Raw genomic sequence first — 24,282 nt, forward strand, 5'->3', positions numbered from 1 at the left:
AAATTCTTGGGAGAGTCTATACTCAAGGTAATATTTACAAAAAATCAAGCGATCGCAACCGTGTCTAGAAAGTACACACAATTTGCTGGAGACAAGGAAAAAGCGCTACTCGACGCTCTTGCTGACAAGGGTAGCAGCATTGATTACTATCGGCAAAGTATGTATCAACTAGGAGAAAGTCTGGCAGGCGCTGTTTTATCGCAGATTGTTAGTAACTCAAGTTCGGCACATTTAGCTTGTACGGCTGAAGATGCTGATTTTCTTGCCAAAGGAATTCTTAGCAGATTGGATGGTACTCTTGCCAAGGTTACTTTTTCTTGCTTTTGGAATAAAAGGTTTAAGCCTTTTGGCATTGCCGATCTACAGGTTGCTCCTATTTTAAAGCGTTATCTCGAACCATCAGATGCTCAAGTAGATAGCTTGATTATCGTTAAGTCGATTATTTCAGGGGCTTGTGTTGTGCGTACTAACTTGATTGACACGATCGCAAGGATATCACCAAAACAAATATTTATCGTTGCACCTGTTATTTATCAAGGGGCGGAGGATCGTTTAAAAAAAGGATTTTCTGAGCATATTTATAACAAGTTTCGGTATGTGTACTTAGCTGAGGATGATGTAAAAACGCCTGAAGGAATTATTGTTCCGGGAATTGGGGGTGAGGTTTATGTTCGTCTTGGTTTTGATTCGCAAGATGATAAAAATCGTTCTACTCCTGAGTTAGTCAGGCAAAGACGGTTAGCTATTTCTCAGCGTCAACTTGCGTAGTCAATTACAAGCTTGGATTCCTTTTAAAATATTGTGATGCTATAACAGCTACTAAAATTCTTAACCTTCTAGCTTTTTAATACGGCTTAGTACATCATTGTAATCATCTATTTTTCCTTGAAGTTGATAAAGTCGTGCCGCCTCTCGAAAATCTGTTAAAGCTTCTTTTTTTTGCTTTAGATGTTGGTAAACGATTCCACGATTCAAATAAGCCACAGTATAGCTAGGTCTGATATCAATTGCCTTACTATAATCGGATATAGCAGACTGACTGGCTCCACTTTTCAATCTTATATTCCCTCTCTCAACATATGCCTTGGCATAGTTAGGTTTAAGACGCATAGCATTGGTATAAGCTGCCGTAGCTCCTATTTCATCTTCTTTTTTTAACTTGATTTTCCCAAGCTCATAGTAAACATCTGCATAGTTAGGATTTATACGAATTGCTTCGTTATAGTCCGAGATAGCTTTATCTGTATCACCTAACTCGTTCATAATTATTCCACGAGCTCGATATGCAGCAACATAGTTAGGGTTAATTTCAATAGCTTTAGTAAGATCGTCAATTGCACCCTGCTTATCATCCAATCCAGATTTAGCAATCGCTCTACCGTGATATGCTTCGGCTGTGGAAATAGGGAATAAGGCAATAGCTTTCTTTAAATCTTTTTTAGCATTAGTCTCATCATTTATTAACTTGAAAGCTCTTGCTCTTCCTGCGTAAGCGATTATGTAATCAGGCTTAAGTTGAATTGCTTCAGTATATTTAGAGATTGCAATTTCATAATCTCCATGTGATTGTTGTTCATATGCTTGGTTAAAAAGATCTTCAGCAGAAAATATTTTGTCCAAGCTTTTTAAAGCATCCAAAATTTGTTGTGCTGTCCATCTTTCAATATGATTTTTTTGCAAACATCCATTTGCAATTTCTATCCATTCATCAGGCACACCATCAAGATCGATAGGTTCTTTTTGAATATTTGTACTAGTGATTGGATCTTTAATAGGATGATGCCCCGCAAGCATCTCAACTATCATTACTCCTAATGCCCATATATCTCCTTTCGTCGATATCCACTGTCTTTCAAAGATTTCTGGCGGCATATAACGATCTGTACCACCAATCAGAGTCGCTTGCACTGAGCCTTTATTAAGAAACTTAGCAAAACCAAAATCAGCCATTTTCCATTTTTTACCAACTTTGATAACATTTGCTGGCTTAAGATCTCGATGGGTCAGTTGTTCAGGAGGAGTGAGTTCGCTACCACCATGTACCTTGCTATGCATATAACACAATCCTTCAGCTACAGATAGAACTATCTCCTTTACCTCATCTGAACTTAGTACTTGTCTATCTTTCCTATAGCTATCTAGACAATATTCTCCAAGTTCCATAACTAGATAAAGCATAGGGAAATCATTAATTTTCACTTGCCCCCAATTAAAATGTTGGATAAGGCTGTCGTGCGAAGGTAAACTCAGCGCAGATTTAAGTTCACAGTGCTGCATACCTCCCACACCACCATCCTGCATTAGTTTAACGGCAACTTGTTTTTGCAACGTATGCCCTAACACAATCATCTTTGCCTGAAATACCCCACCAAAACTACCTGAACCAATCAGCTTTTCCAAACTATACCTATCGTCAATAGTCTTACCAACACATGCCTCCCAGAAATTTTTATTTTGCATAAATACGAAAGTTTTTTACCCAATTTCTTATTGTAAACATTTTAGCTGTAAATCATATTGATCTCGCGATCGCAACAACCGATCGCCCAATTTAAAAATGGTAGCCGCTATAAAAATGCAATTTCAGAAAACCTCGAACGCCTAGAATGGTTCGGCATCCTGCACTGCCATCAAGAAGCACAAATCAAATACTGGCAACACATCGAAACACAACAGGCAAGTTAAATAAGTAGATTGCTGAAAATGTAGGATGGGTTAGCGATAGCGTAACCCATCATCTTTAAACTAACTGATGCGTTACGTTGCACTAACGCATCCTACTAAATAATTAAACCTTCCTACCTATAAAACATGCTATTTATATAAGTAGCCCTTCCCTTTGCGAAGCCTCAAGTTCCACTTGGGATACGTCTAAAAACAATCCCTAAAAAGATTAGTCCAATGACATAGCAAGGGCGGGGCTTTTAATTGTTTAGAATGGTTCGACACTAAGCGATCGCGATTATTTTCTAAATTTCCAAGCCCGAATCAACAAAGTCCCCACCGTAATCACCCCACATAAAATCGTCAAAATCCAATTCTGAAGAGTCCAGTCCACTGCAACTAGATAATTAGAGCCGATCGCAATTGTATGTACTGACGCTAGTATGAACACAGGAACTGAGAGCAAATGGACATAGCGCCAAGACTTACCGAGTTTACTTACCATCCAATCGGAACTGGTGAGAGCGGCAGGAACCATCAGCGCGATCGCGATCGCGCCAATCCAGATCGATATTTGATGCTTAGGATTCATAAAGGATAAAGCATCAAAGTTCCGTTGAAAAGTATGCTCAACCTTTAATTATGGCGAGCTACTTATGATAAAAAAATCGATAAAAATCAATTCTCTTTAGATCGTTCCTTTAAATAATCCTTGCGGTTTGAAAAGCAACACTAAAATCATAATTACTAAACCTACGCCTAGTTTATATTCTGTGCCAATGCAGTATTTCTGTAGTTCTCCCAATGCCACTGGACAAGTGGTAGCAACTTCTTGAGATATACCGACAATTAACGCCCCTGCGATCGCGCCATAGGGATTACCAATCCCACCCAAAATCACCGCCGCAAACATGGGCAAAATCAAGAACCAGCCCATATTTGGGCGTAAGTTAGTAATCAATCCGTACATGCTGCCACCAAAGGCAGTCATGCCACCCGCAATTACCCATGTCCAGATAATCACCGCATTCACATTGATCCCCGCTACTTTCGCTAGTTCGGGATTGTCGGCAACTGCTCGCATCGCCTTACCGATCTTGGTGTTTTGCAATAGATAGTAAAGTCCTGCGATGATCGCGATCGCAGCCACGATAACCACCATTTTATTGCGGGTGATTGCTAAGCCAAACACATCGATCGCTGGGAAAGTTGGCAGATTGTATTTCTGTGGTTTTGCCCCCCAAACAAGGACGATCGCATTACGAATCACCAATGCTAAACCAATCGAGACGATCATCATCGTGGTTGAGGTGGCGCGTTTGGCGCGTAACGGTTGCCAGAGGATTTTTTCGCAGATTAGGACTAGAACGATGGAGATAGCACAGCCAAAGGCGATCGATAACCAAATATCGAGATTGAGGGTAGTATTGGCGAGAAAGGCAAGGTATGCGCCGAGGGTGAGGATGTCACCATGGGCAAAGTTTGCTAGGCGCAAGATGCCATAGGTAAGCGTTAAACCGACTGCGGCAAGGGCAATAATGCTGCCGACCGCGATACCATCAATGGTTGATTGCAGGACTGATTGCAGAACTTCAGGCATTGAAAGAATTTAATAGAACTTTATTGTTACTCATAGTAACGTTTTCCAGTTCGTGTAAGTTATTAACTGATGTTACGTGGAAGGAATTCTTGCGATGGCATAAATCTAGGGCTGGCACAGGGTCAGCCCCTACAAGATCTGAAATTTACAGGTAGGGGCAATCCCCCCGTGGTTGCCCTGTTATGCTAGCAGCAAGAGGTTCATCATCTGAGTTCCACGTAACATCAGTTATTAAATTTATTTTGTAGTTTGGATGGATGAAATTAATCAAATTTCACGCGCTTGTACAAATCTTGTAACCTGATCTCTAAATGCATTGATGTCAATTTAATTACAGCTTCTTTTCCCTTATGGGTCATCAATACCCATCTATTCTCTGACTCCTTGACGTAGTGATCAACTTCATAGCCATGTTGACAAACTAAAATATATTCCTGAAAAGTAGGAATAGAGCGATATTGACGAAATTTACTATCATGATCATAGGTTTGGGTGGAGTTGGATAGAATTTCCACAATCAAACAGGGATTAGTAACTTCCATCTGTTTTTGATCAACAAAAACTGGTTCACCTGCGACAACCATCACATCAGGATAGGTATAACGATTATATTCAGGTATCCATAGCCGCATATCGCTCATGAAGACTGAATATTCTAGATCTTCCAAAGCTAACAAAAGAAGAGCGTGAAACTTACCTGTCAGAATATTGTGATTTGCAGAAGCGCCTGCCATAGAAATAATTTCTCCATTAATAAATTCACTCTTAAATTCCGCTTTTTCTTCTAAGGCTAAATATTCTGATGCGGTATATCGCTTTGTAGCTGCTAAAACCATATGCGATCGCCTCCTAAAAATTGACCATTGGCAAGATTATAACTAATCGCGATCTCCCGCAATGTAAAATCGGTACAATGTCCACCAACACAGCCGATCTCGGTTTCTTTGTCACTCTTGCTGAACCTATCAAAGCGATGATCACCGAGGCAAACAAAGCAGGATTCTATCGCGCCGCCAATGGCAAAGACTATTCCCGCGTCCAAATTTTCACCATCGAAGACTTACTTTCAGGAGCCAAGAAACCCGAATATCTCGATCTCAGCCTCGGCGACATCAACTTCAAACGCGCCGAAAAAGAAAGCGTAGTTGTCTCACAAAAAGAGTTATTTTAATTATTTATACACACTATTATGTCTAGACGCGATACCTTACATTTTGCATTACGCCGAACTCTTGAAAAAGATGGATGGACTATTACTGTTGTTCAACGCAATACAATTAATTTATTAGTCTATGAACCCGATCAGGAGGTAATTACCCAATGGATACAACACTAACTTATGCTGAAATACTTAAAAAGACCGTGAACGATGCAACCATTCATCAACCAAGCATACAAGCGATCAAACTATATCCTGTTTGTGATCTTGAGTCTGGTCAATTTGTTGTTCTTGCCACAGGTTTTGACAAACAAAAATGGATGGACTTTGTACTATTTCATGCGCGACTTATCGAAAAAGATAACTGCGATCGCCAAATCATCATCGAAGAAGATAACTTTGAGGAAGGATTAGTTAATACCCTCATCGAAGCAGGAATCAAAAAAGAAGATATCGTCACCAGTTTGACCTCTAATAGTTATTCTACTGGTTTACAAAGATGAACCAAAAAAAGTTGATAACGTTCAATCCAATCGTCGAATTTTTGAGATTGCCTAGTAATAGTGAGCCTCTCATCAAGAGGCTCACTATTATTTAGGATATTAACGATCGCTAATTGGCTTATAAGTTACATCATGCAATCCTGTATAAACCTGCGTTGGACGGAAAAGACGATTATCGGAAAGCTGTTCCTTCCAATGGGCTAGCCAACCAGGGACACGGGCGATCGCGAAAATAGTCGTAAACAAATTACTAGGAATACCCAACTTTTTGTAAACCAATCCTGAATAGAAATCCACATTCGGATGAATTCCCTTACTAGCTAGCTTCTCAAAGGCTTGCTTTTCTAATTCTAGGGCAATGTCATAGTAAGGATCATGACCGAACTCGTCGAACATTTTATGTACTAAGTCCTGTAAAACGATCGCACGGGGATCTTTGACCTTATAAATCCGATGTCCAAAGCCCATTAACTTCTCCTTACGCTCAATTTTGCGCTCAAGGTAAGGTGTCACATTTTCAACTGAGCCAATTTCTTCGAGCATCATCATTACTTGCTCATTTGCGCCGCCATGCAAAGGACCAGCCAAAGTCCCGATCGCCGAAGTCATCACCGCATAGGGATCGGTCAGCGTCGAAGCGGTTACCAATGCGGCAAAGGTAGATGCATTAACTGTATGCTCGGCGTGAAGAGTGAGACACACATCGAAAATATGAGCCGCGAGAGGATCGGGAACCTGCTCATTTAACATGTAGAGAAAATTAGACGCATAGTCCAAATCATCACGGGGCATCACAGGATCATTACCCTGACGCATCATATGAAAAGCCGCCACCATCGTTGGCACTTTTGCTAGCAGTCTTACTGTCGCTTGATAAATGTAGTCTGCATCATGGAAATTACCCAAAGGATAGAACATCCCTAATGCAGCGACACTTGTTTGGAGTGCATCCATCGGATGAGCATTATCGGGAAATGACTTAATCATGTCGCGAATGCGATACTTGATTCTTCTTCTATGGGTGAGATCATGCTCAAATTCTTCTAGTTCCGTAGCTTTTGGCAATTCACCGAAGATTAGTAAGTAGCTGGTTTCCAGAAAATGACTATGCTTGCAAAGATCCTCAATGCGGATACCTCGATATTCAAGCAAACCTGCTTTCCCATCAACATAACTTATATTTGACTGGGTTGCAGGAACCCCTTCTAAACCAGGCTTATATTCTCCGATCGCCATATTTCAGCTACCTTACAAGATTAGTTTTGTTTATTTCTTAGCTTATTTTATCGCTATGTATGCTTATGACTGTGCATACCTAACAATAAACCCAAATATTAAGAGAGGACGCAATGCGTCCTCTCTTAATATTTGGGTTTTACGCCGAAATTATTGAAATGGGTTGTTGCCTTGCTTACCAAATAGGGAAGCTTCACCCTTGATTACGGCTCTGCCGAGGTTAAAAGCTGCCCAAGCAGCTACTAGAACGATAGGTCCTAATACGACTAATACTCTCCAATCCATATATTTATACCAGTTTAAATAGAAATTGCTTTTAGACTTTATTATGACAGCAAAGCTGAAAATTGAAACCTCAAAACTAGATGAGTCAGCAATTTACATTATGAAAACAATTTTGGTTATTGCCGCGCCTACGGCGCGGCAATAACCAAAATCAGTTTTTTTGAAAGTCAGCCGACGGCTGACTTTCAAAAAAACTGATTTTGGTGTTTCTGGTGGCAAAGACATTGAAAACACCAAAATCGGTTTTTGAGGTTTTACCAGTTCGTGATATATGTCGTTAGTCTAAATTTTATCTAAATTTTAATTTTTATGGAATACTGGCAAGCTTTTATATTGGGGATCGTGCAGGGACTAACTGAGTTTCTACCGATTAGTAGTACGGCTCATCTGAAGGTAGTTCCTGCAATTTTTGGTTGGCAAGATTCGGGTATATCCTTTGATGCGGTAATTCAGCTTGGTAGTATTGCGGCGGTGGTTGGCTATTTCTGGAAAGATCTCAGTAATATTACGTTAGGTAGTATCAAGGCTGTCCGATCGCAAAATTACAAGTCCCAAGAATTTAAATTAGCCGTGGCGATCGCCTTAGGGACATTGCCAATATTGCTAGTCGGATTGCTGATTAAAATTTTAGTCCCAGATTATGACAAATCGCCTTTGCGGAGTTTGACAGCGATCGCGATCGCCTCAATTGTGATGTCGAGTTTACTAGCTCTCGCGGAAATCTTGGGACAACGCCAAACCAAAGAAAAGCGTCATTTTCAAAGAGTGCGAGTAATTGACGGGATTTTAATGGGTTTAGCGCAGGCTATGGCGATTATTCCGGGGGTGTCGCGATCTGGCTCGACCTTAACCGCAGGATTGTTTTTAGGTTTAGATCGGGTTGCGGCAACCCGATTTTCGTTTTTGCTAGGTATTCCAGCGATTACGATTGGCGGAGTCGTGGAATTTATCAGTATTGCCAAGAAAGGTTTTGGAGGAGATATTGGGGCAGGACAACTGGCGATCGGGCTATTCTCATCGGTTATTTTTTCGTACTTAGCGATCGCATGGTTGCTAAAGTTTTTCCAAACCCATACGACTTGGGTGTTTGTCGGCTATCGCTTGATTTTTGGAGCATTGTTACTCACGGCTGTCGGCGTAGGTTGGCTCAAATAAAACCCAAGTTTAAGTGACACTTCTTGTCACTTAAACTTGGGTTTTATAAAAGTCAGGTTTTTGAAAGCCCGCCAAGGGCGGGCTTTCAAAAACCTGACTTTAGTGTTTCCAGCGCCGAAGGCGCTGGAAACACCAAAATCGGTTTCATAATGAGAATTACAAATAAATTTTCGCGGCGCGAAAATTTATTTGGTTCTTTCATGTATAGTTATAGATCGCACGATCTTTCATGCTCGGATCGGGTTATTTAGAAAATTGGTGAAACTAGTTCCAACTAATTTCCCAATACCTGTACGGCATCTACTGAATACTTAAAAACCATGAGTTACGCAATCATTGAAACAGGCGGTAAGCAATATCGCGTCGAAGTCGGCAGATTTTATGACGTTGAGCTACTAGAAGCCGAAGAAGACAGTAAATTGACCATTGATAAAGTTTTGTTTGTCAATATGGATGGCGATATTTCCATCGGTCAGCCCATCGTTGATAGCGCTAGCGTAGAAGTTACCGTAATGCGCCATCACAAGGCGAAAAAAGTAATCGTTTACAAAATGCGTCCTAAAAAGAAAACCCGCAGAAAGAATGGTCACCGTCAGCCATTGACTAGAATTATGGTTGAGGCAATCAATCTTAGTGGTACAGCCGCTTAAACACAAATAAATGGAGCTTTGCTCCGTTTATTTGTGCATCTTTTAAATATTAAGAGGATACAAAACAAATGGCACATAAGAAGGGTACAGGTAGTACAAGAAACGGTCGTGACTCTAATGCTAAGCGCCTCGGTGTAAAGCGTTACGGCGGTCAAGTCGTTAAGGCTGGTAGCATCTTAGTCCGTCAACGCGGTACTAAGTTTCACCCAGGCAACAACGTTGGTCGTGGTAGCGATGACACATTGTACGCAACCGTTGATGGTGTTGTGACTTTTGAGCGCTTTGGCAAAACTCGTAAGAAAATTAGCGTTTATGCACCTGTAGCTGTAGAAGTTGCAGAAGCAGAAGTTGCTTAATAACCCCAAAAAGTAGCGCAACGCGCTAACTTTTTTAAAAAATAGAGCCTGTGCAAAGCACAGACTCTATTTTTGTGTTTTTAAGGATTCGTATTGCTGCAAAAGGTTTTTGAGCTTTTCGATTTGAATTGGTTTGCTAATGTAGCCACTCATCCCTGCATCACGACAGAGATGTTGATCATCATCGGTAGCATTTGCGGTCATCGCCACGATCGCTACTGGAGGGAGTTGGCGTTCTGATTCCTGCTTACGAATATACTTAGTTGCCTCTAATCCGTCCATTTCAGGCATTTGAATATCCATCAAGATCAGATCGTAGGATTTATCAGCGATCGCCCTAATTGCTTCCTCACCGTTATTAACTACATCCGCTTGGTAACCCAAGTGAGTTAGTACCCGTTTAGCAACTTTCTGATTGACAGGGTTATCTTCGGCTAACAATATGTTGAAACTAGATGAAGATGAGTCGAGATTTCCTGAAGTATCCATAGTTGCATGGTGTTAATATTTTCTGTCTGAAATCTTCGGTGCAATCGCAAGGTTTGTTTAACCCATAATCTGCGGTACGCGGAAAAAGTCTTCTTCGCGATCGGGAGCGCAATTGAGTAAGGTCTCGCGATCAGTAAAGGGTTGCAATAGATCGGGGCGAGTAATATTGACGGTATTAACCGCTCTAGTTGTGGGTTCTACTCCTTCTAGTAAAGGATCGAGTTCATTTAGCTGTTGGAAATAGTCGAGAATACTATCTAGTTGCTTAGTAAAAGAAATTTCTTCAGCTTCAGTTAATTGCAAGCGTCCTAAATGGGCAACGTGACGAACTTGTTCTCTATCGATCATGATTTATATATATGTGTGGGGAATAATATCAGAACAAGGGGCTTAAGCCCCTTGTCTTAAGATTTTGATAAAAGAACTATGCAAATCTTCTGTGACTGTCTTCTGAGTGAATAATTAGTGATGCTTGGCTTTGCCGCGCTTCACTAATTATTCGCTTTATAATACCTATTCTTGGGAAGGCAAGGAGATAACCTAGAAGAATAAGTTAATGTCGGCTCTACCAGTAGTTTTTAGCCAGTTTTGGGCTTCGATATAGTTGTTAGGGGCAAGACGAATCGCTCTTACCCAATGGTCAGCAGCAGTGTTGAAATATTCTTCGGCTTGTTCTTCGTCTTGAGCATTTTCGCCCTTGTGGTGATAAATCACGGCTACGTTGTTGAGAGCTTGAGGCATTCGTGGATTAAGGTCGATCGCCTGTTCATAAAACTCTAGAGCCTTGTCATGATCGCCATTGCTGGCATGAATCAAGCCCATGTTGTAATACACGTAGCTGCGATCGTAGGAATTTTCTTCAAGCTTGAGCGCTTCTTCATAGTTAGCTAATGCTTCGGCATATTCGCCATCACCTTGAGCCGACATTCCATCACGGTAGTAAGCAAATGCTTCTTTTTCTTTCTGACTAGCAGGAAAGAGTTTTAGAATCGTGTCGGCAATAACGGTAAAGGTTTGATCGACGAAGTTGTCATTACGTTGCGATCTAGGCATAGTTCTTTATAAATTTGCAGTCAGTGTTAATTAGCATATCAAAAGCTTGATAAATTAAAACCCATAAAGATTAGGAGGCAGCTATTCTCATTATAAAAATCGGTTTTTTGAAAGTCCGCCAACGGCAGACTTTCAAAAAACCGATTTTGGTGTTTCTAGCGCCGAAGGCGCTAGAAACACCAAAATCGGTTTCATAATGAGAATTGCTGATTAGGAGGCTCGCTTCGCGAGCCTCCTAATCTTAGCTAGAGGCACTAGTGTAAAAACGTAGGGCAAAGCGCCAAAAACGATTTGAAACAAAGAGTAAGCCGATCGCTAAAAACATAGAACCCATAATCCACATTGGTTCTCCTCTCCCTAAAAGGGTTTCGGCAGGAACAGTGGTTAAAAAGGTGATCGGTACAACAAAAGTAAAAAAGAAGCGATAGGATGCGGGATAGGCTGCCATCGGATATCGACCCGCTTCCATTAAGCCGCGTAAAACTTCGGTAACGTTATAAATTTTTACAAACCAGATGCTAGTTGCGCCAAGGATGAACCAAATACTGTAGAGACTAAGGAAACCAAAAGTTAGCGGAATTAAGCCCCAGAGATAATTGCTCAGACTTAATCCTAGTTTGTTACCTGCATAGAGCAAGATGCCACAACCAAAGATTAAATTTGGGAATCCCCAAGGGGATATAGCTCTTGCTGACAGCCAAAACTGACTGCTAATCGGTTTTAAAAGGACAAAATCTAATGTGCCACTCTGAACATGATCAACAATTTTGCTTAAGTTCGGCGCAAGAAAAGTACTCGAAAACCCTTCTAAGATTGTGAATATACCCAGCACCACGATCGCTTCTTCCCAGCGCCACCCTGCAAACGTATAACCAGTACGATAAAACAAAAACAGCCCAAACAAACTTCCCGCCAAATTGCCAATACTGCTTAGAGCCGCGATCGCAAAGTTAATCCGATATTCGAGTTCGGCGGCGATCGCCGTTGACCAGAATAGTTTTAATGCGTTGAGATATTTACTCATATTGATGTTCAACACGAACTGTAAGCAATGCTATAGCATTGCTTACAGTTCGTGTTTTCTTGCAATTAATTTAGGCTTAGGCGTAACCACGACCCCTAGGGCGATCGTTACTACGCTCAGCACGAGGCTTAGCCTTATTAACGCGAAGGGTTCGTCCCATCCATTCAGCTTCGTTTAGCGCCGCGATCGCCGCTTCTTCCTGAGCATCGTCCTCCATGTCCACGAAGGCGAAACCCCGAACCCGACCTGTTTCTTGGTCGGTGGGCAATTGCACACGCTTTACAGTGCCGTAGTCTGAAAAGACGCTTGTTAAGTCGTCCTTAGCAGCTTGATAAGACAAATTTCCAACGTAAATAGTCACAGTCAGTTCGCTCCAAAAAGAGATCGATACAATAATTTAGCCAGTCTTCGGAAAAGACTCGCTCGATCCGAGATCTCACAAATCCAACCTAAATTTCAGCTTTGATATAGTTTACCGTTTAGCCGCAACAATTTGCGTAGGCTGTATTACAAAGCTTTGTACAACTAATGGTAAAGAAATCGAAAATATTTAAAAGTCTTAATAGCTTTCTTGCTGGAAGCGGTATTTATGGGGATTGATAATCGCCTTGAACCTAATCTTCCAAAACTGTGATCAAAATTTCATTCTAAAGAAATAGGTGAAATTACTTAGATTAGCCATAGCTTCTTTCCTGTTCTATAGCTGTCGCCATTCTTTTTTTGAAAGCCCGCCTTCGGCGGGCTTTCAAAAAAACGATTTTGGTGTTTTCAGCGGCAAAGGCACTGGAAACACCAAAATCGTTTTCATAATGAGAATTGCTGCTAGAGCGCCCCTTGCTTAGAATCATAACTACAGTGGGGTATGATGGCAGATGTCTTAATATGTTCTCTGTTCATGCTGGCTCTGAGTAAAGCTTTATATAGCTTTACAAAAAAAGCGATCGCAAAAGCTATAAAAAAATATGGGTAAACAAAGTCGCCTGCTTGCCTTTGTAATGGCAATTTTAATAGGGGCTGTGTATCTAATCATCAGCAATCCGCCGAAGCTAGGCTTGGATTTACGAGGTGGCGCACAGCTTACACTCCAAGCTAAAGTCAATCCTGAACAAGGGATTAATGAACTTACGCCGCGCATCATGGAAACTGCCAAGTTTGTGGTGGAACAGCGCATTAATGGCTTAGGAGTCTCCGAAGCAACGATTTTGCTGGCTGGTAATAATCAACTGATTGTTCAGTTACCAGGGGTAAATGATCCTGCCCAAGCTGAGCGCGTCATTGGTACAACCGCTCAACTTGATTTTCGTAAGCAAAAGAAAGGTACGGAAAGTGAGCTAAGGGCAAGATTGCAAATCCAGCAGGCGGCGATAATTCAGCGTGAAGTCCTGAAAAATTCTAACGATCAAAAGGCGATCGCGGAAAATGAAGCAGCCTATAAGAAAAGTATTGAAGACTTGAAGGGAATTTTTGAGCGCACAGGTTTAACGGGAAATATGCTCAAAGATGCTGTAGCTGCGCCAACGGGAAGTGGACCTGATTCTTGGCAAGTGGCTCTGACCTTCGACGATAAAGGCGGTGAGCTATTTGCGAAAACCACTGGCGAAATCGGCGGTACTGGTCGCGTTTTAGGGATTTTTCTAGACGATAAATTAATTAGCTCTCCGTCAGTTGGTCCCGAACATCAGGGTAAAGGTATTACAGGCGGTCGAGCAGTCATCACTGGGAACTTCACCTTAGATACAGCTAATGAACTAGCCTTACAGTTACGTGCTGGTGCATTGCCTGTGCCTGTAGAAATAGTAGAAAACCGTACTGTTGGGGCAACTCTTGGAGCAGATAGTATTCTCAGCAGTATCTACGCAGGTGTTGCTGGATTATTGCTGGTATTAATCTTTATGGTGATTTATTACCGCATTTTGGGTGTAGTTGCGGATATTGCTCTGATTACCTATGCAATTATTACTTTTGCAGTATTTAGCGTGCTGGGTGTGGTGCTGACCTTACCAGGTATTGCAGGTTTTATTCTGAGTATCGGTATGGCTGTAGATGCGAACGTACTAATTTTTGAGCGCACTAGAGAAGAACTAAAAGCGGGACGTACACTTTATAAATCCGTTGAAGCAGGTTTTTATCGAGCTTGGTCAAGCATTCTGGATAGTAATGTGACCACTTTGATTGCTTGTGGGACTTTGTTCTGGCTGGGTTCGGGTTTTGTGAAGGGATTTGCGGTAACTCTTGGTGTGGGCGTGCTGACTAGCATGTTTACCGCAGTTACTTTAAGCCGATCGCTAATGCTCGCCATGATTAGTAATCCTAATTTCCGCAAGCCTGAATACTATGGCATGAAAGCTTTTGGCAAAATCTCCACAACTGCTGATCTAGATGCGATCGCTGAAAAGAAAGCAAGCGATAAGAAAAACGACAATACTACAGGTGCGGTGTTATGAGATTAGACGTAATTAAGAATGCTCGCCTTTATGTTTCCATTTCCTCTGTCGTAATCTTGGCAGGGCTGGTGGCGATGGTGATTTCTTTTCAGCAGCTAGGATCACCTTTACGATTGGGCATCGACTTTACTGGTGGTTCGAGTATTACCCTTGGCTTAGCCTGTGATAGTACCAATAACTGCGGTAAGAAAATAGATGTCGGTGTGGTGCGTCAAGCGATCGAGAGTAAAGGCTTTGCCAATAGCGTGATCCAATCAGTTGAAGGCAAAGATCTTAAAGGTATATCCGTAAGAACGGCGCGACTAACCACAGAGCAACGCGAAAATTTGCGCTCAATACTTGCTGATACTTTGAAGCAATATGGTGAGATCGATGCTAAAAAATCTCAGATTGATGAAGTGGGTCCCTCAATCGGTCAGCAAGCTCTGAGCAATGGTTTACTAGCCTTGGCAATTTCCTTCGCGGGAATTGGTATTTTTCTGGCATTTCGATTTCAACTTGATTATGCAAGTTTTGCTATCATTGCGCTGTTCCACGATATTTTCGTCACCGCAGGTATCTTTTCGATCCTTGGTTTGACGCTAGGGGTGGAGATCGACAGCCTTTTTATCGTGGCGATGTTAACTATTTGCGGATTCTCAGTGAATGACACTGTCGTAATTTACGATCGCATCCGCGAAAATGTGAAGATCGATGCAGGGGCAACTAAGTTTAACGAGCTAGTCAATGCTTCAATCAATCAAACCTTAGGGCGATCGATGAATACCACCCTAACTTCTACTTTGCCCTTGATTGCTATCTTCTTATTTGGTGGAGCAACTCTGAGATTCTTCTCTTTAGCTTTGATTATTGGGTTTTTATCGGGAGTTTATTCCAGCATTTTCAATGCCAGTATTTTCCTAGCATGGTGGCGTAGTCGCCAGACTCCAAAAATTAGTCAACAGCCACTAGAGTCAAACTAAATGATAAGGGCGGTGCGATGTACCGCCCTTATCATTAGAGCTATTATGTGAGTAAGTATTGGGTCTATAACTATGACTATAACTACAAGTCGTAAGCTTACATTTGACGAATATCTAACCTATGATGATGGTACTGATAAAAGGTATGAATTTAATGATGGAGAGTTAGTAGAAGTGCCACCGCCAATAGGATTACATGAAAGAATTGTTGCTTTCTTGTTTTTCTTTTTAGCTCTCACCATTAAACAAAAATCTCATCCTTATTGTGTTCGCGCCAATGGAGTCGAAATTTGGACGGGTAACCGCACGCGCCGCCCTGATCTATGTGTGTTGAGCAAACAACAAGAATTCGATATTTTAAGAAAAGCAGCTATCCTATTTACTCCACCCTTATTAGTGATTGAGGTTGTTAATCCAGACTACCGTAATGTCGATCGCCAAGAAAAACTAAACGAATATCAAAGTATTGGCATATTTGAGTATTGGATTGTTGATGCATCTCTGGACTTAGTTTCGGTCTTATTGATGATCAATGGAACTTATCAAGAAACTGTTTTTCATTTAGGAGATCAAATTATCTCACCGACATTTGCGGATCTCCAGCTTACAGTTGATGACGTATTGAATGCAGATATATGAATTCTGATAATAGTGACGCACTCTCTGAATCTAGCTCTGAGATATCGATAGATCCTTTGCTAGAACGTCAAGTTCAACGATTGATTGAAGTACAAACTTATTTGCGATGGATATTTGATGGTTTTCTGTGGCTGACGATCGGAACTGCAAGTATTTGGGCTTTGCGATCGGATATTGAGTTATGGATTGCAGCTTTTACATGGGCAGCTGTACGCATTACCTTAGCTTATAATCGCTTGCCAATGATGGGGGTAGGAATATGTGTGGCGATGACTCTGGCAACTTTAGTTTGGCAAAGTTCGATAATTTTGTGGGGAGTTAATCAGCGTGAGAAGCGATCGCTAGTTGATCAAGTAAAAAGGATTAAGAAAAAAGGAAAAAGTCATCCGTTGTGGCATTGGGTCTGTGAGGAAAAAACATTATAGTGGGTGCGTTGCACCCGCTATAATGACTACTTCTGTTTGAGAACTAACAATGTAATGTCGTCGTAAATTTTTTGATTGCCAATATGCGATCGCAGATCCGCTATAACTGCTTGACGAATCTCCAGTGCCGAAGCCTCAACATTTTGGCAAACTACTTCACATAGACGATCTACACCATAGAGTTTTCTTTCTTCATCCTCAGCTTCAGTGATCCCATCGGTATATAGGACAACGACATCGCCCACATGTAAATGAATATGTTTTTGATCTAGAAATCCAAAAATCTCTTCTTCTAATCCAATTGGAAATCCTAAATCAATTGTATCAAATCGTTCTAAAGTTCCATTTTTGCGTACCAAAATCATTTCTTCATGTTGACCACTCAAAATTAATTTTCCCTTTTCGTAGTCAATCAAAGATAGGGTTAAGTTCTTGTCAGAAGACATTCTCTGCACATTACCGTAAATTGTGCGGTTAAGGATATCGAGAAAGCGTACAGGATCATTCTCTTCACTTTGTAATAAGGTGCGTACCGAAGTTTGCACCATGATCATTAACATTCCGCTTTCCAGTCCATGTCCAGTTACGTCGCCAATCCCAATTTTAATCCGCCCGTTTTGTTGTAACACATCATAATAATCCCCACCAACTTCCGCAGCAGGCTCCATAAATCCTGCAATATCTAATCCCGCAATTAGCTCTAATTCTTGCTCCTTTGGTAAGATCATCTGCTGGAGTTTGCGGGTTACATCTAATTCACTACTCATTCGCAGATTTTCTAGTTTAAGAAGATTGTTCAGAGCTAGAATTTGTTTGTTAGCCCCATCCAGTGCAATTTCCGCAATCTTCCGTTGACTAATATCTTCGACAGTTCCCTCGTAATAAAGTAATTTACCCTGTACATCTCTCAACGCTCTGACATTTTCACTAATCCAGATGGTTGTGCGATCTCGTTTATATACCTGTGACTCAAAATTAGTAATGGTGTCATTTTCTTCCATCAGGGATTGAAACTGTTGCCGCCGATCGCGATCGACATAGAGTTGCGTCTTCACATCAACAATTTGTGCCAACATCTGCTCAACTGAGTCATAACCATAAATCCTTGCTAATGCAGGATTAACACTAAGATATCTACCATCGACGGTCGTTTGAAAAATGCCATCGACGGAGTTCTCAAAGATACTGCGATATTTTTCTTCGGACTCTCTTAGGGCGATCGCCACACTATTAAATGATCGCACAACCATCGATAATTCATCTCTACTGTCAAGCTTGATGGAAATGGCTCCCCCTGATGTCATCTGTTTAGAAGCAAAGTCTAACTGCTGGACTGTTCGCATTACCGACAGATAAAAACCCACAAATAGATAAATAATGCTAACCATTACTATGGCTACAAATGTCAAAACAAACTGTTTACGCTCCTGAAATCCTTGAATACGATCTTCTAATAATTCATCTAGATGCTCCACAACTTTTTGCCAGAGAGTGAAACTATCGTCTAGAGTTCTTTCCATCTCTTGATAATAAAAATTGTTAATCACAGAAATATTATTGTCTTGACTTGCCAGTTGACTAACGTAGGTATTCACCTCACTGATGCTGACAACAACATTGCGGAGATGTACAGACAAAGCATTGCGAAGATTTCCACGGGGATTATTTTGAAAAGCACGTTCTAGATTAGCTGCTAGTTCGTTGTTGTAATCACCCAGTAAACTAATTAGGGAAATTAGTCTCGCCTTTTTTTCGCTTGTTACTTCCTGCTTAAATACGATTTCTGCTTCTGTGTACATCATTTTGTACAGTAGCTTTTGCATCTCAGGTAGTTTAACGGCGATCGCATCCATTAAGTAATAAGTGTCTAAGTCTGGGTCAAGAATCAGGTTGGAAAAGTCCACTACATGTCTACGGAATAGATTAATTTCTTCGAGCAGTGCATCGTGATTACGAAACCCTAAAAACTCTTGCCCATCTAGCAAGCCCTGCCACTTAAATTTGACATCTCTAAGCCTCTCACTGGTTTGTATATCTTGCCCAAATTGGCGATCAACTTCTGTAAGCTTGATGAATTCTTGCTCAATTTTCTTTTGTAATTCTGACAATTCCTGATCTGAGGATGCTGTCTCCAAACGCTGAGAACTTTTATAAAACTGACGTTGTAAGATTAACTGTCTTTGGGGGATATATTGCCATAACTGATTGAGAGGGCGCAGGTAAGCATTGCCATAGATCTCTTTTTGCGTAAACTCTATACGGCTATCTAGTTCCGAAATTAGGAAATTCATTACTAATGCTAATGGCAGCACAAATAATAGACTGATCAAGAAAAATTTCTGAGGATATTTCAGGCGATTCATAAGAGCGATCGCTGGTTTAAATAGAGTCATATTTTGCCTTGAAGTCAAGATGGTTAGCCCTTTGCACTGTTAATCGAGCCTTGATTTTATAGAGATCGCTAAGTTTTGGCAGGCATGATTAATCTCAGATTTACGATCCATTTTATAGCCGTTAATCGTTTATTAGTCTTGGTTACAGTCTATTGAAGCCTTGGGTAGAACAGCTTAACTTTTGTAAACGTCGCTCTGCAAAGCTTTCAAAAGTTAAGCTAGGTTTTAAGTTAGCGTTGCATTTATATCGATCTTTGACTAAGAAGGCTGTAGAGATCTAGATCACAAATATGCGGGGGAACATATCACAAAGGAGGCAGTCATATTAGATTAAATCTAGGTTAAGATTAGGTTAATTAAAGTTAAATCATGATTAGTTGCTTATAAACCAGTAGTGATAAAAATATAATTCCCATATCTAGGAAACCATTTAAGAATTGTCTAGATCCCCCCAGCCCCCATTTTTTAAGGGGAGCTGGGGGATCTCTTAGAACTTTTGACCGCAGAAAGTAATTCTTAAATGGGTTCTAAGGTGATGTGTTATTCATCTCAGTAACACATTGCTTGGGCAAAATATTCCAAGACTATCTGGAGTCGCTCTTAAATTTGTAATCTTAAAAGAGGGAAAATTATGTCTACAAACATCCAATGTCTGTTTCCACAGTCTCGTTATTACGGTAAATTTACGCCAGAGAACTTAGTGTTCAATGCTAATTTGCAAGAGTTTTCCCATCGTGTCAGTATCATTTGCAGTCTCGAAACGGGCGGTAAAATCTCATCACAGGAAGCCTACTCACAAGTCGCAGGGCTATGGCAGCAGCTAGAAAAATCGAAACAGAATCTCTTCACATGAAAGGAAAAAGCGGTGTAATACACCGCTTTTTCCTTTTTGGGGCGATCGCGCAAAGGTGATTGTGTGGATTTGCCAACAATTGATTTAACTACTAGATGTAACTTTCCCTCTTAATGCTATTATTGTAAATGGCTCGGATCTATGCGATCGCAACGCCCGAATCGTGTCAGGGTCGGAAGACAGCAGCACTAAGGGATGCTTGAGATAGGCGTAGTACCCGGGCTACTTTTTTAGGTTAGCAATGGGTTCAGGAGAGATTCATGGGTCGGGCGAAAAAAGTCGTACTTGCGTATTCGGGCGGCGTTGATACATCTGTTTGCATTCCTTATCTCAAGCAAGAATGGGGTGTTGAAGAAGTCATTACCCTTGCAGCAGACCTAGGACAAGGCGATGAGTTAGATCCCATCAAGCAAAAAGCTCTTGATTCAGGAGCATCGGTCTCTCTGGTCAGAGATGTAACTAAAGAATTTGTCACAGACTATGCGTTCCCAGCGATTAAAGCTAATGCGCTTTATGAAAATCGTTATCCTCTAACTACGGCTCTAGCGCGTCCTCTGATTGCCAAGATTTTGGTAGAAGCAGCCGAAGAATATGGTGCTGATGCTGTAGCCCACGGATGTACGGGTAAAGGCAATGACCAAGTAAGGTTTGATGTATCGATCGCGGCACTTAATCCTGATATTAAAGTGCTTGCTCCTGCCCGTGAATGGGGCATGAGCCGTGAAGAAACGATCGCCTATGGTGAAAAATTCGGGATTGCTTCACCAGTCAAGAAATCTTCGCCCTTCAGCATTGATCGCAACTTGCTCGGTCGTAGTATCGAAGCAGGGCCTCTCGAAAATGCGTGGAATGAGCCACCTGAAGAAATTTATGCGATGACCAAGGCGATCGCTGATACCCCTGACGAGCCTACTTATACTGAAATTGGTTTCGAGAAAGGGCTTCCTGTGTCCATTGATGGCAAGGCGCTTGAGCCTGTGGAATTGATTACTGCACTTAATGCGATCGCGGGTAACAATGGCTATGGGCGCATTGACATGGTTGAAAACCGCCTAGTGGGGATCAAGTCTCGTGAAATCTACGAAGCTCCCGCGATGTTGGTTTTGATCCATGCTCACCGCGATCTTGAAAGCCTCGCTTTACCATCTGACCTCGCTCAATACAAGCGCGGCATCGAAGATACCTACGGCAAGATGATTTATAACGGGCTTTGGTATAGTCCTCTCAAGACTGCCCTTGATGCTTTCATTGACAGCAGCCAAGAGCGTGTATGTGGAACCGTCCGCGTCAAGTTCCATAAGGGTAGCGCGATCATTGTTGGTCGTCAGTCGGTGAACTCCCTCTATGACGAAGACTTGGCAACTTACACCAGTGCTGACCAGTTCGATCATAAAGCGGCTGAAGGCTTTATTTATGTCTGGGGTATGCCAATTCGTGTATGGGCGCAGAAAAATAGATAGCTTTTGGCTTTTGGCTTTTGGCTTTTGGCTTTTGGCTTTTGGCTTTTGGCGGCGCTAAGCGCCGCCTTTTCTTTTTGGGTTTGATTAGGCTCAAGGCACTGTAAAATATCATAAAATCAGCAATTAGTTGGCAAATTTTTCTATGACAAAAGTACCTTTACCCGATGAGCGCATTCTCTTTAAAGGTCATCCTGCGGTTATTGGGAGTGTGACAAGATTGCTGGTTTCGATTTTTACTTTAGGTATTGGTACGATCTGGTATTGGTTGCAGTCGATCAATACGCAGTATTTGATTACATCTCAACGAATTGTTATAGAAAGGGGCGTTTTCTCAAAAGATATTGAAACTCTAGAAATTTACCAAGTTGATGATATTCAGTTAGAAAAGCCTCTAAATCAGCGCATCATGGGTACTGGTAATATGCTGTTACTTACCCGTGACATTTCTGCTCCTAAAATATTGCTAGAACGCTTGCCAATTGATGTAAGGGAGCTATACGAGCAGATGCGTCCATGTATTCAGCAAGCAAGATTTCGTTTTCATATCCGTGATGAAGAAAACCCTAGAGAAATTTTTTAACTGATGTTATGTGGAACTCAGATAATGAACCTCTTGCTGCTAGCATAACAGGGCAACCATGGGGGGATTGCCCCTACCTATAAATTCTAGATCTTGTAGGGGCTGCTCCCCCGTGCCAGCCCTAAACTTACGCCATAGCAAGAATTCCTTCCACGTAACATCAGTTCTTAATACCAATTCCCAAAAGTGTGGCAACACTTTTGGGAATTAAAAACTAAACTCAGCAAGGAGTTTAAAAGCACAAAAAGGCGTAGTCGTCTTGTGCTTTGTCATAAAACGCTAATAGAAAAGGCGGCGCAAAGCGTCGCCTTTTCTATTTTTATTTGGTGATCGCTATAAAACTCAAGCTAAACTAGTTAGAACGTCTTAACTAGTGCCAAGTTTAGCAACAATGACTTCATCATCGATTTCAGTTCGTGAATTGCCGCTGTTCCCTTTACCTGAGTTGGTACTATTTCCGGGACAGTCTCTACCGCTTCATATTTTTGAGTATCGCTATCGCATGATGATCAATACGGTGCTGGAAAGCGATCGCATGTTTGGCGTATTAATGTGGGACTCGGAGACGGGCAAACCTGCAAATATTGGCTGTGTCGCTCAAATCGTGCAGTATCATCGCTTGCCCGATGATCGCTTCAAGCTATTGACCATGGGACAACAGCGCTTTCGAGTATTGGAATATGTGCGCGAAACTCCTTATCGGGTGGGATTAGTGGAATGGATTGAGGATGAGCCTAGTAACGATGCACCATTTTTATTAGCGACAGAAGTACGTGAGTTGCTGAATGATGTGATCCGTCTATCGCAAAAGCTTACTGATCAAGAAATAGAGTTACCGAAGATTCCCCGTGGTCCGATCGAGTTGTCCTATTGGGTCGCTAGCAATTTTCAGGGCGCAAGTCTAGAGCAGCAGTCATTGCTGGAAACTCTGGATACGGCTGCAAGGTTGCGACGTGAGGCAGAGATTTTATCTTCCACTAGAAGTCAATTAGCGGCGCGGACAGTTTTGAAGGATACTTTTAAGTGATGTTATGTGGAAGTTTCTAAGACCCTCACCCCTAGCCCCTCTCCCAAAAGGGGAGAGGGGAACAAGAAATTAGTCTTACTCCCCCTCTCCCTTGATGGGAGAGGGGGCTGGGGGGTGAGGGTTCCACGTAACATCAGTTTTAAGTAAAAGTGAATAAATTTTTTGTTGAAAGTGCTGCAAAGTAGCACTTTCAACATAGTCTTAAATTTTCTGGAGCAAGAATCGTGAAGATCGGCGTACCGAGCGAAATCAAAGATCGTGAGTTTCGAGTGGGAATGACACCTGCGGGGGTAGCAACATTAACGGCGCGATCGCATCAAGTTTTCGTAGAAACAAATGCTGGGCTTGGCTCTGGTTTTAGCGATCAGGAATATATCCAAGCAGGGGCAAAGATTGTCGCAACACCACAGGAAGTTTACGCCCAAGAAATGGTGATCAAGGTCAAGGAGCCTTTGCCCAGTGAATATGCATTACTTCACAAAGAATTAATTCTGTTTACTTATCTGCATCTTGCCGCCGATCGCCTATTAACAGAAGCATTAATCAAGTCGGGTGCAACCTGTATCGCCTACGAAACAGTGCAATTAGATAATGGTCAATTGCCTTTATTAGTGCCGATGAGCATCATTGCAGGAAGACTATCAGTGCAGTTTGGGGCGCATTATCTGACCAAGCAGCAGGGTGGTAGTGGTGTGTTACTGGGCGGTATTCCGGGGGTAAAATCTGGACATGTGGTGGTATTAGGTGGTGGTGTAGTTGGTACTGAAGCCGCAAGAATGGCGATCGGTTTGGGGGCAAGGGTAACGATTTTAGATGTTAATCTCAATCGTCTTGGTGAATTGGAAGCTCTCTTTGGTTCACGGGTGCAGTTGTTGTATAGCAATGCTAGTAATATCGCCGAGTCAGTAATTTCGGCAGATCTCGTCATCGGCGCAGTGTTAATCACTGGCAAACGCGCACCGACCTTAGTAAAACGTGAACTTGTCCAAAAAATGCGATCGCATTCTGTAATTGTCGATGTGGCGGTCGATCAAGGTGGTTGTATTGAAACGGGAAGAACTACTTCCCATACATCTCCTGTCTATGAAGAAGAAGGAGTTTTGCATTATGGTGTGCCGAATATGCCAGGGGCTGTACCTTGGACTGCGACGCAAGCTTTGGTTAATGCCACGCTTCCATATACTTGCGCCTTAGCGGATTTTGGTTTGGAGGCCCTTAAACGCGATCGCACTTTGGCAAAAGGTGTCAATGTTCAGAATGGTCAAATTGTTTATGGGGCGGTTGCTGAGGCTTTTCCAGATCTGCCAAAAGCCTAGTTTATAAAG

Annotated in this window: 30 protein-coding genes and 1 other RNA gene; 18 read left to right on the forward strand and 13 right to left on the reverse strand. The window is 41.8% G+C overall.

Annotated features, from left to right (window positions below):
* Positions 1-6: 6 nt before the first annotated feature.
* Positions 7-768 (forward strand): hypothetical protein, encoded by a 762-nt coding sequence (locus VB775_RS17740; RefSeq protein WP_323216896.1) that lies wholly within the window; start codon positions 7-9, stop codon positions 766-768.
* 60 nt (positions 769-828) lie between these two features.
* Here the strand turns inward: VB775_RS17740 and VB775_RS17745 are convergent, their stop codons facing one another.
* On the reverse strand, positions 829-2,460 hold the full coding sequence (locus VB775_RS17745; RefSeq protein WP_281007053.1) for a protein kinase family protein: 1,632 nt from the start codon (positions 2,458-2,460) through the stop codon (positions 829-831).
* 57 nt (positions 2,461-2,517) lie between these two features.
* Here VB775_RS17745 and VB775_RS17750 point away from each other — a divergent pair, with 57 nt between their 5' ends.
* The gene (locus tag VB775_RS17750) at positions 2,518-2,685 is read left to right on the forward strand and encodes a hypothetical protein (RefSeq protein WP_281007054.1); all 168 of its coding nucleotides are present in this window, start codon (positions 2,518-2,520) and stop codon (positions 2,683-2,685) included.
* Between the two features lie 277 nt (positions 2,686-2,962).
* Here the strand turns inward: VB775_RS17750 and VB775_RS17755 are convergent, their stop codons facing one another.
* The 3 genes from VB775_RS17755 to VB775_RS17765 form a co-directional block, all read right to left on the reverse strand.
* On the reverse strand, positions 2,963-3,256 hold the full coding sequence (locus VB775_RS17755) for a ferric reductase-like transmembrane domain-containing protein (protein WP_281007055.1): 294 nt from the start codon (positions 3,254-3,256) through the stop codon (positions 2,963-2,965).
* A gap of 96 nt (positions 3,257-3,352) precedes the next feature.
* Positions 3,353-4,264: a branched-chain amino acid ABC transporter permease gene (locus tag VB775_RS17760; protein WP_281007056.1), complete on the reverse strand. Its 912-nt coding sequence runs from the start codon at positions 4,262-4,264 to the stop codon at positions 3,353-3,355.
* Between the two features lie 263 nt (positions 4,265-4,527).
* A complete protein-coding gene (locus VB775_RS17765) occupies positions 4,528-5,100 on the reverse strand; it encodes a Uma2 family endonuclease (protein ID WP_281007057.1) in 573 nt (190 codons plus the stop codon).
* A 77-nt stretch (positions 5,101-5,177) separates the two neighbouring features.
* Here VB775_RS17765 and VB775_RS17770 point away from each other — a divergent pair, with 77 nt between their 5' ends.
* From VB775_RS17770 to VB775_RS17780, 3 genes are read left to right on the forward strand one after another with little or no spacing between them, the layout of a single operon-like run.
* Positions 5,178-5,435 carry a hypothetical protein gene (locus VB775_RS17770; RefSeq protein WP_281007058.1) on the forward strand — a complete coding sequence of 86 codons (258 nt, stop codon included), beginning with the start codon at positions 5,178-5,180 and terminating at the stop codon, positions 5,433-5,435.
* Positions 5,436-5,453: 18 nt separating this feature from the next.
* Complete coding sequence (locus VB775_RS17775) at positions 5,454-5,600, forward strand: hypothetical protein (RefSeq protein ID WP_281007059.1); 147 nt, start codon at positions 5,454-5,456, stop codon at positions 5,598-5,600.
* Complete coding sequence (locus VB775_RS17780; RefSeq protein ID WP_281007060.1) at positions 5,585-5,926, forward strand: element excision factor XisI family protein; 342 nt, start codon at positions 5,585-5,587, stop codon at positions 5,924-5,926. Before VB775_RS17775 ends, VB775_RS17780 begins: the two co-directional genes overlap by 16 nt.
* Positions 5,927-6,025: 99 nt before the next feature.
* Here the strand turns inward: VB775_RS17780 and VB775_RS17785 are convergent, their stop codons facing one another.
* Together VB775_RS17785 and VB775_RS17790 are read right to left on the reverse strand one after the other, a co-directional pair.
* The gene (locus VB775_RS17785) at positions 6,026-7,162 is read right to left on the reverse strand and encodes a citrate synthase (RefSeq protein ID WP_281007061.1); all 1,137 of its coding nucleotides are present in this window, start codon (positions 7,160-7,162) and stop codon (positions 6,026-6,028) included.
* A 150-nt stretch (positions 7,163-7,312) separates the two neighbouring features.
* Complete coding sequence (locus VB775_RS17790; RefSeq protein WP_190577625.1) at positions 7,313-7,447, reverse strand: photosystem II protein Y; 135 nt, start codon at positions 7,445-7,447, stop codon at positions 7,313-7,315.
* Positions 7,448-7,756: 309 nt separating this feature from the next.
* On the opposite strand from VB775_RS17790, the gene VB775_RS17795 reads away from it, so the two are divergent.
* From VB775_RS17795 to rpmA, 3 genes are all read left to right on the forward strand, one after another.
* The gene (locus tag VB775_RS17795) at positions 7,757-8,602 is read left to right on the forward strand and encodes an undecaprenyl-diphosphate phosphatase (RefSeq protein WP_281007062.1); all 846 of its coding nucleotides are present in this window, start codon (positions 7,757-7,759) and stop codon (positions 8,600-8,602) included.
* Positions 8,603-8,922: 320 nt separating this feature from the next.
* Positions 8,923-9,252: a 50S ribosomal protein L21 gene (gene rplU, locus VB775_RS17800; RefSeq protein WP_094528632.1), complete on the forward strand. Its 330-nt coding sequence runs from the start codon at positions 8,923-8,925 to the stop codon at positions 9,250-9,252.
* 68 nt (positions 9,253-9,320) lie between these two features.
* Entirely contained in the window at positions 9,321-9,608 is a 288-nt protein-coding gene (rpmA, locus tag VB775_RS17805) for a 50S ribosomal protein L27 (RefSeq protein ID WP_009629204.1), read from the forward strand.
* A 66-nt stretch (positions 9,609-9,674) separates the two neighbouring features.
* Here rpmA and VB775_RS17810 read toward each other — a convergent pair whose 3' ends face one another.
* The 6 genes from VB775_RS17810 to VB775_RS17835 all read right to left on the reverse strand — a co-directional run bounded on the left by VB775_RS17810 (position 9,675) and on the right by VB775_RS17835 (position 13,022).
* Positions 9,675-10,097: a response regulator gene (locus tag VB775_RS17810; RefSeq protein ID WP_190577623.1), complete on the reverse strand. Its 423-nt coding sequence runs from the start codon at positions 10,095-10,097 to the stop codon at positions 9,675-9,677.
* 57 nt (positions 10,098-10,154) lie between these two features.
* Positions 10,155-10,445, reverse strand: coding sequence for an Asp-tRNA(Asn)/Glu-tRNA(Gln) amidotransferase subunit GatC (gatC, locus tag VB775_RS17815; RefSeq protein ID WP_190577622.1), 291 nt, complete (start codon positions 10,443-10,445; stop codon positions 10,155-10,157).
* A 192-nt stretch (positions 10,446-10,637) separates the two neighbouring features.
* Positions 10,638-11,150, reverse strand: coding sequence for a photosystem I assembly protein Ycf3 (locus VB775_RS17820; RefSeq protein ID WP_094528635.1), 513 nt, complete (start codon positions 11,148-11,150; stop codon positions 10,638-10,640).
* 241 nt (positions 11,151-11,391) lie between these two features.
* The gene (locus VB775_RS17825; protein ID WP_281007063.1) at positions 11,392-12,174 is read right to left on the reverse strand and encodes an ABC transporter permease; all 783 of its coding nucleotides are present in this window, start codon (positions 12,172-12,174) and stop codon (positions 11,392-11,394) included.
* Between the two features lie 76 nt (positions 12,175-12,250).
* Positions 12,251-12,535 (reverse strand): RNA recognition motif domain-containing protein, encoded by a 285-nt coding sequence (locus VB775_RS17830; RefSeq protein WP_094528637.1) that lies wholly within the window; start codon positions 12,533-12,535, stop codon positions 12,251-12,253.
* A 313-nt stretch (positions 12,536-12,848) separates the two neighbouring features.
* Positions 12,849-13,022 (reverse strand): hypothetical protein, encoded by a 174-nt coding sequence (locus VB775_RS17835; RefSeq protein ID WP_281007064.1) that lies wholly within the window; start codon positions 13,020-13,022, stop codon positions 12,849-12,851.
* Positions 13,023-13,136: 114 nt separating this feature from the next.
* On the opposite strand from VB775_RS17835, the gene secD reads away from it, so the two are divergent.
* From secD to VB775_RS17855, 4 genes are all read left to right on the forward strand, one after another.
* Entirely contained in the window at positions 13,137-14,618 is a 1,482-nt protein-coding gene (gene secD, locus VB775_RS17840) for a protein translocase subunit SecD (protein ID WP_281007065.1), read from the forward strand.
* Complete coding sequence (gene secF / locus VB775_RS17845; RefSeq protein WP_281007066.1) at positions 14,615-15,580, forward strand: protein translocase subunit SecF; 966 nt, start codon at positions 14,615-14,617, stop codon at positions 15,578-15,580. Before secD ends, secF begins: the two co-directional genes overlap by 4 nt.
* 72 nt (positions 15,581-15,652) lie before the next feature.
* Positions 15,653-16,219, forward strand: a complete 567-nt coding sequence (locus VB775_RS17850; protein ID WP_281007067.1) for a Uma2 family endonuclease — start codon at positions 15,653-15,655, stop codon at positions 16,217-16,219.
* Positions 16,216-16,644, forward strand: a complete 429-nt coding sequence (locus VB775_RS17855; protein WP_281007068.1) for a hypothetical protein — start codon at positions 16,216-16,218, stop codon at positions 16,642-16,644. Before VB775_RS17850 ends, VB775_RS17855 begins: the two co-directional genes overlap by 4 nt.
* 26 nt (positions 16,645-16,670) lie before the next feature.
* Here the strand turns inward: VB775_RS17855 and VB775_RS17860 are convergent, their stop codons facing one another.
* Complete coding sequence (locus tag VB775_RS17860; RefSeq protein WP_281007069.1) at positions 16,671-19,037, reverse strand: PP2C family protein-serine/threonine phosphatase; 2,367 nt, start codon at positions 19,035-19,037, stop codon at positions 16,671-16,673.
* Positions 19,038-19,668: 631 nt separating this feature from the next.
* Between VB775_RS17860 and VB775_RS17865 the strand changes: the two genes are divergently transcribed.
* From VB775_RS17865 to ald, 6 genes are all read left to right on the forward strand, one after another.
* Positions 19,669-19,890: a hypothetical protein gene (locus VB775_RS17865; protein WP_281007070.1), complete on the forward strand. Its 222-nt coding sequence runs from the start codon at positions 19,669-19,671 to the stop codon at positions 19,888-19,890.
* A 130-nt stretch (positions 19,891-20,020) separates the two neighbouring features.
* Positions 20,021-20,117, forward strand: an RNA gene (gene ffs, locus VB775_RS17870) — signal recognition particle sRNA small type.
* Between the two features lie 33 nt (positions 20,118-20,150).
* Positions 20,151-21,350 (forward strand): argininosuccinate synthase, encoded by a 1,200-nt coding sequence (locus VB775_RS17875; protein WP_281007071.1) that lies wholly within the window; start codon positions 20,151-20,153, stop codon positions 21,348-21,350.
* 142 nt (positions 21,351-21,492) lie between these two features.
* A complete protein-coding gene (locus tag VB775_RS17880) occupies positions 21,493-21,930 on the forward strand; it encodes a PH domain-containing protein (RefSeq protein WP_281007072.1) in 438 nt (145 codons plus the stop codon).
* Positions 21,931-22,321: 391 nt separating this feature from the next.
* Complete coding sequence (locus VB775_RS17885) at positions 22,322-22,957, forward strand: LON peptidase substrate-binding domain-containing protein (protein WP_281007073.1); 636 nt, start codon at positions 22,322-22,324, stop codon at positions 22,955-22,957.
* Positions 22,958-23,181: 224 nt separating this feature from the next.
* Positions 23,182-24,273: an alanine dehydrogenase gene (gene ald, locus VB775_RS17890; RefSeq protein ID WP_281007074.1), complete on the forward strand. Its 1,092-nt coding sequence runs from the start codon at positions 23,182-23,184 to the stop codon at positions 24,271-24,273.
* Positions 24,274-24,282: the final 9 nt, after the last annotated feature.

Origin of the sequence: Pseudanabaena sp. CCNP1317 (genome assembly GCF_034931345.1) — a bacterium.
Taxonomy (GTDB): Bacteria; Cyanobacteriota; Cyanobacteriia; order Pseudanabaenales; family Pseudanabaenaceae; genus Pseudanabaena; species Pseudanabaena galeata.